Origin of the sequence: Paraglaciecola sp., from assembly GCF_030730205.1 — a bacterium.
Taxonomy (GTDB): Bacteria; Pseudomonadota; Gammaproteobacteria; order Enterobacterales; family Alteromonadaceae; genus Paraglaciecola.
In genome coordinates, this window is the sequence record NZ_JANQVQ010000190.1 from 1 (window position 1) to 1,743 (window position 1,743).

Genomic DNA, 1,743 nt, shown 5'->3' on the forward strand with positions numbered 1-1,743 from the left:
TGTTTTTAAAAGATTCAAACCAGTCTGAAGAAGTGCACGATGACAAAATAGCTCCATGGCAGTTATTTGCTGTTTCACTGCTATTTGGCGACAAATGCTGACAGTTTCGTCGCTTTTTTATCTCGGTAGATTATCGATTCTTTTGATAAACACTTAATTAGGGTAAACTTTATCTCTCACACTGTTTTACTTCGTCATGCCTTCTTTTTTCAAAATATCACGAATAAGAATTGTGTTTAAATTGAATAAATGATGAACAAATAAAGGGGGCGTTTTAGTGCTCAGTCCTTCACAAATACTAACAAGCAATAATTGTGGTCAATGTGCCAATAAAGACGAATTAGGTTTTGACTTTACAATGGCTTTTCAACCCATTATTGATTGGCATGAAAAACGTATTTTTGGTTACGAAGCCTTGTGCCGTGGACCGAGTAATGAATCTGCATTTTGGGTTATTTCTCAAGTTAATGACAAAAACCGCTACGTATTTGACCAACAGTGCCGTGTTAAAGCAATTGCTTTGGCTGCACAATTGAACCTTAAGTCAATGTTGAGTATTAATTTTTTGCCTAATGCTGTTTACAACCCACAGCGCTGCATCAGAACCACCCTAGAAGCAGCAAAACAGTATCATTTTCCCACTGAAAACATTATGTTTGAGTTCACTGAAGTTGAAAAAATTGACGATGCTGAACATGTCAAAAAAGTGGTTGAGTACTACCACGCCCTTGGATTTCAAACTGCAATTGATGACTTTGGAGCAGGGTATTCAGGTTTGGGATTATTAGCCAATTTTCAAACGGATATAATAAAGTTGGATATGGGCTTAATACGTGATATCAACACGGATAAATCCAGACAAATAATTGTCAAAAATACCCTAAATATGTTGCAAGAGCTGGGTATTAAAGCCTTGGTAGAAGGCATTGAAACAGTCGGTGAAATGCAGTGGTTAGCTCAGGCGGGCTGTTCATTGATGCAAGGTTATTTGTTTGCAAAACCGGGATTTGAATCCCTACCAGAGGTGGATTTTTCTCGCTTTTAGCAAAGCGGTACGAAGACCTTAATGAAATAAACAAGGAAGTCAGAAGGCGTATCAATGTTGCACTTTATTTATTTTTTATTACTTGGTGCTGGTGTTATTTTGGGGTACAAAATTTACGCCCTCAATAAGAAGAGTAAGCGTTTAACCCTAATTGAGCAGTATAGCTTTCCCCTTAGTATTTCAACAAAAGTTGGCGAACAATACCCACAACTTTCTCAATCAGACCTTCGCTTAGTGATCAAAGGCTTACGTGAATATTTTCATGTTTGTAATCTTGCTGGTAGAAAGCCAGTCTCCATGCCGTCCCAAGTGATTGATGTGGCATGGCATGAGTTTATTTTGTTTACACGCCAATACGACCAATTTTGTAGTAAAGCCTTTGGTCGATTTCTACATCACACCCCAGCTGAGGCCATGAAGTCGCCAACGATGGCGCAAAAAGGCATTAAGACCGCATGGCGCTTTGCCTGTCAACGCGAAGGTTTGCCACCCAAACAGGCCAGTAGGCTGCCCTTGCTGTTTGCGATTGATGCCAAGCTCAATATTCGTGATGGGTTCCATTATCGCCTCAACTGTAAACATCAAGGTAAAGAAGCCTACTGTGCCAGCCACATAGGTTGTAGTGGATGTTCTGGTGGTTTTAGTGCTTGCTCGAGTGACGTTAGTTGCAGTGGTGGATGTAGTGGTGATTAATTATG

Annotated in this window: 2 protein-coding genes; both read left to right on the plus strand. The window is 39.9% G+C overall.

The window, feature by feature from the left end:
• The first annotated feature begins 277 nt into the window (after window positions 1-277).
• Complete coding sequence (locus tag NWQ57_RS12895; RefSeq protein ID WP_306022560.1) at window positions 278-1,045, plus strand: EAL domain-containing protein; 768 nt, start codon at window positions 278-280, stop codon at window positions 1,043-1,045.
• Between the two features lie 54 nt (window positions 1,046-1,099).
• Window positions 1,100-1,738 (plus strand): hypothetical protein, encoded by a 639-nt coding sequence (locus NWQ57_RS12900; RefSeq protein ID WP_306022561.1) that lies wholly within the window; start codon window positions 1,100-1,102, stop codon window positions 1,736-1,738.
• The last annotated feature ends 5 nt before the right edge of the window (window positions 1,739-1,743 follow it).